Origin of the sequence: Enterobacter cloacae complex sp. GF14B, assembly GCF_004136805.1 — a bacterium.
GTDB classification, from domain to species: domain Bacteria; phylum Pseudomonadota; class Gammaproteobacteria; order Enterobacterales; family Enterobacteriaceae; genus Enterobacter; species Enterobacter hormaechei_C.
On sequence record NZ_QFRV01000146.1, the window covers coordinates 1 to 4,869 of the forward strand.

4 protein-coding genes are annotated in these 4,869 nt (G+C 60.2%); 1 reads left to right on the forward strand and 3 read right to left on the reverse strand.

Annotation, left to right across the window (positions count from 1 at the left end):
- Positions 1–1,821, reverse strand: a 1,821-nt coding sequence (locus tag DD606_RS23675; protein WP_129259275.1) for a TIM-barrel domain-containing protein, incomplete at its 3' end; no start/stop codon positions are given.
- 17 nt (positions 1,822–1,838) lie between these two features.
- Positions 1,839–3,140: an MFS transporter gene (locus DD606_RS23680; protein ID WP_045343614.1), complete on the reverse strand. Its 1,302-nt coding sequence runs from the start codon at positions 3,138–3,140 to the stop codon at positions 1,839–1,841.
- A 288-nt stretch (positions 3,141–3,428) separates the two neighbouring features.
- On the opposite strand from DD606_RS23680, the gene DD606_RS23685 reads away from it, so the two are divergent.
- Positions 3,429–4,502 (forward strand): LacI family DNA-binding transcriptional regulator, encoded by a 1,074-nt coding sequence (locus tag DD606_RS23685; protein WP_045346767.1) that lies wholly within the window; start codon positions 3,429–3,431, stop codon positions 4,500–4,502.
- Here the strand turns inward: DD606_RS23685 and DD606_RS23690 are convergent.
- The coding region (locus DD606_RS23690; protein WP_129259277.1) for a YbiU family protein at positions 4,499–4,869 on the reverse strand (371 nt) is incomplete at its 5' end. The genes DD606_RS23685 and DD606_RS23690 overlap by 4 nt on opposite strands.

Sequence of the window (4,869 nt, forward strand, 5' to 3'; positions counted from 1 at the left end):
CTCGTGGTCGAGGAAGGTCGGGCGCAGCATCGGTTCGTCGTCGGCGTGCGCCTGCCAGAGCAGGGTGTAAAGATACGGCAGCAGGCGGTAGCGCAGCTCAATCGCGCCGCGGATGGCAGGCGTGACGCCCGGATACATCCACGGCTCGTTCACCGTGTGGTCATCGTTCCACGAGTGAATGGTAAAGCGCGGGTGCATCACGCCGTTCTGCACCCAGCGCACGAACAGCTCGGCGTCCGGCTTGTCGCCGGAGAAACCGCCGACGTCGTGCCCGACGTTGAACAGCCCGGACAGGCTCATGCCCAGCCCCATGCGGATGTTATAGCGCAGGGTGTCCCAGTTGGTGCGGTTGTCGCCGCTCCAGGTCTGGACGTAGCGCTGCATCCCGGCGCAGCCGGAGCGGGAGATCAGATACGGACGCTTTTCCGGCGCAAAGCGCTGCTGCGCTTCCAGCGAGGCGCGCATCATCAGCAGCGGCATCACCGGGCGAATATGCTTGATGGCTATCTCCTTGCCGAAGCCATAGCAGCGCGCTTCCCCGTCCCACACTTCATACTCGTTGTTGTCGTTCCAGGTGGAGTCGATGCCCATCTCCAGCAGCTGCGTGGTCACGCCGTTCTGCCACCACTGCACCGTCTGCGGGTTGGTGAAGTCGAGATGCGATCCTTCGTCATCCCAGAAGCTGGAACGTTCAGGCGCATCGGTTTCTGAATCGCGAATGAACAGGCCACGTTCCGCCACTTCGCCGTAGCGGGGATGATCCTGCAACAGACACGGCTTGATGTTGGCCGCAAGCCGCAGCCCCGCGTCGTGGAACGCCTGGCTCATCACCTTTGGCTGCGGCACTTTGTCGTAGTTCCAGTTAAAAACGTAGCGCTTGCCGTTAATCGAGGTATAGCCGGAGGAGAGCTGGAACGAGTCGCACGGAATGGCATGCTCCTCGCACAGGCGAATGAAGTTCATCAGCTGGTTTTGCGCGTCCGGCGCGTCGGTGTAGTGCATGGTCGAGCCGCTGTAGCCCAGGCTCCATTTCGGTCCGAACAGCGCTTTCCCCGTCAGGCGCACGAAGGCTTTGGTGACGTCCAGCACGCGCCTGCCGGTAAAGATGTAGTAGTCGATATCGCCCGCTTCCGCCTGCCAGCGGCGATAGGCGGTGTGGTAGTTATCGATCTCGTTACCCAGATCCAGCCAGCAGCTGCTCAGGTTGTCGTAGAACAGGCCGTAGCTCACGTCGTCGCGGCGAGTAAGGGTGAACGGAATGTGCTTGTAGAGCGGGTCGGTGCTGGCGGCGTTGTAGCCCATGGCGTCGAGGTTGCGCATCTCGTAGCGTTTACCGTTGCGCTGCAGATCGCCCGCTTTCTCGCCCAGGCCGTAGAAACGCTCGTCCTTGCGGCGGCTGAGGTAGTGCGCCACGCCGTCACCGTGGGCGTTCAGCAGGTAGGCGCTGGTGGGGCGGTCGTTGACCAGCGGCTGCCATTCGCCCGCCTCATTGCGGTAGTGCCACTCCAGCCACAGCGGCTGGTGGACGGTGACGCGCAGCTGCTCGGTTGCCACGGTTAACGTATCGTCCTGCTGCGTCAGCGTCCAGGCGGGGCAGGAGAAGCCGCTGATATCGTCACGACGGCGACCTTCCCACGGCACGTCTTTTTCCGGTGCGATGCTCCAGGTGCGGTCAAGCGCCAGCTCGCCCTTGCGTTTGATCAGCACGCGGAACAGGTTCTCTTCCAGCACATACAGGCACAGGCAGTGCTGGCTATCGACCAGCAGTTCCAGATGGTTTGCCGACTGCGTATCAAGGGTCCAGTTTTTCAGGGTTTTCATATGCAATACATCCACTATCAGGCGCGCTTCGCGCGACGTTCAGCAATAAATGCTACCAGGAAGAGAGCGCCAATCAGGTCAAAGAACCCCATGGCGATAAAGAGCGGGTTAAAGCCGATTTTGTCGGCGGTCACCCCGATTAACAGCGAGAACAGGAAGCTGGCGATCCACGCCGCCGAGCCGCGCATGCCGTTGACGGTCGCCATTTGGCCCTTATCGAAGGACTCCACCACCAGCGCGCTCAGCATGCAGGAGATAATCTGGTGCCCGAAGCCGCCGATGGAGATCAGCACGATGGTGATATACGGGTCGCGGGTTACGGCGACGACCGCCAGTGAAATCATCAGAAACGCGCCTGTGACGGAGCTGGCCACCACCGAGTTCACGCGGGAGCAGCCGAACAGGCGGGTGTACAGACGCGTCAGGTAGCCGCTCGCCACGCTGCCGAGGTCGGCGGCGAGGAACGGCAGCCAGGCAAACATCGCAATCTGCTTCAGGTCCATGCCGTGCTCTTTGGCGAGGTACAGCGGCACCCAGAAGCTCAGCACCGCCCAGGCGGGTTCTGCCATAAAGGCCGGAATGGCGATACCGTAGAAACGTTTGTTTTTTGAAACGGTTTTCAGCGCGGTCAGGAAGGGCAATTTGACCGGCGCTGGTTCGTTATCCTGCTTGATAAACGCCAGCTCGTCCTTGCTCAGGTTCGGGTGCTGCTCGGGGTTGTGGTAGAACGCCCACCAGAGGATCACCCACAGCAGCGCTAGCACGCCGGTAAACATGAACGCCCCCTGCCAGCCGAACGAGGCGTGAGCAAAGTAGATGATAGGCGGAGCCAGCATCGCGCCGATGGAGAAGCCCACGCCCGCCCAGCCAGCAGCAACGGGACGCTCTGATTTCGGGAACCATTCACCGATGGTTTTGGCGTTCGCCGGGGTGGCGGCGGCCTCTGAAGCCCCCATAAAGAAGCGCAGTATGGCCAGGTGCAGCCAGCTTCCGGCGCCCGCGTGGAAAATACACATCAGCGCCCAGATCCCGGCGCAGACCATAAAGCCAATCTTCAGGCCAATGACGTCAATCAGCCAGCCGCACAGGGGCTGGAAAATGGTATAGGCGATCTGAAACGCGCCGACGATCCAGGAGTATTGCTCGGTGGTGATCCCGAGGCTCTCTTTCAGCTCCGGAGCGAGAATACCTAAGGAATTTCGGGTGATGTAGTTAACGGTGACGCCCAGCAAAAACAGCACCAGCACGTACCAGCGCAGGTTCTTGATGACGCGACGGGTTTTGCTTGTCGCAATGGTGTTATTGATGTCCTGACTCATTTTACTCTCCACAAGACGGACGGTAAGGGGACGGAGGTTCAGGTGTCACACAGATTTTTATGCCTTTGATTTCAATCCGCTTATAATGCTTAAGTTGCTATACAACTAGTATGGAAGCTGTGTGACAAGTTCACCTTAAGGAAGAAAATGAGTGGGCAAAAGTGGATTTTGTGCAAAATTTCTCATAACCGACGAAAACACTCTGGCATGATGGCATTCACGTCAGTTATTGCCTGACACACACGCTATGAAAATTTTTTCATTTCGCAAATGGAGCCAGATCACAAAATGGACAAAAGGCTAAAAATCACCGAAATCGCGGCCCGTACGCAGCTCTCCATCAGCACCGTTTCGCGGGTGCTGGCGGGGAAAGCGAATACCAGCGAAAAAGCGCGTGCAAAGGTGCTGGCGTGCGCGCGCGAGCTGGGGGTAATGGACGGCATGGCGGCAGGGCGTCTGCTGCTTAACAGCCTGGTGGTTTTTGCCCCGCAGCGCGCTTTCGACGAGCGGTCCGACATCTTTTACTACCGCGTGATCCAGAGCGTGAGCAAAGCACTTGCCTCCCACGAGGTCCGGTTGCGCTACTGCGCGCTGGAGGAGAACGACAGCGACGCCCAGCTGTTTCTGGCGCGGATGAACGAGCCGGACACGCAGGCGGCCATTCTTCTTGGTATTGACGATCCGCATATCCACGATCTGGCGGTGGACGTGGGCAAACCCTGCATGCTGATTAACTGCCGCGACCGGCACATGCGTCTGCCTGCCGTTGCGCCGGATCACCGCGCCATCGGCGAGCGGGCGGCGGAGTACCTGTTCGAGATGGGGCACCGCGAGGTGATGAACGTGCTGTGCCTACGTCGCTACACCATGGAGCTGCGCCTGTCGGGGATTCGCGACGCGTGGCAGTCCCACAACCTGGCGTTCAACGACAAGCGCGATCTGCTGGTGGTGCCAAGCTTCAGCGCCAGAGAGACGGAGCAGCTGGTGAGCGATTGGCTAAATCAGCAGCAGGGAAAAGACCTGCCGACGGCATTCCTGGTTGGCGGCGACTTTATGGCGGCGGGCACCATCAGCGCCTTAAAAAACCACGGCCTGCGCGTGCCGCAGGACGTCTCGGTGATGAGCATCGACGGCTTTAACCTGGCGGCGATTCAGGATGTTCCATTAACGGCCGTGCATGTTCCCCGCGATGAGCTGGGAACGGAAGCGGTACACATGCTCCAGCAGCGGCTCATGCGCCCGGACGCGCCGGTAGGCACATTGCTGCTGAACGGCACGCTGACCGTGCGGGAGTCGGTACGGCGGATACGTCAGGGAAAACGACGCACCGCCGTGGAGCGGGAAGGGCTGTACGACAGCTAGACCATGCCCAGCGCGCGTTTGCCGTGGATGTTGAGATCGTTCACGGTAAAGCGGTCCTGCCAGGTTTTTTCATAATCCTCGCGCGGGAAGTCTCCCGGCGACGCGCCGGTTTCCAGCGCTTCCTTGACCTTCTTCGCGTAGGCGAGGTTTTTCTCGCACATCGGTGCGGCGGGGATATACATCACGTTGCCCCAGCCCTGCTGATTATCCACCGGCGCGACGGAGTGGATCACATCGCAGTGCCACCACACCGAATCACCCGCCTCCAGCGCAGGAATGCTGGTCAGCGCCTCGATAAGCAGCGGGTGCCACTTCTCGGAAACCGGCAGCACGCGCCCCGGCGCCACGCCGCACAGCTCGTCCTCCG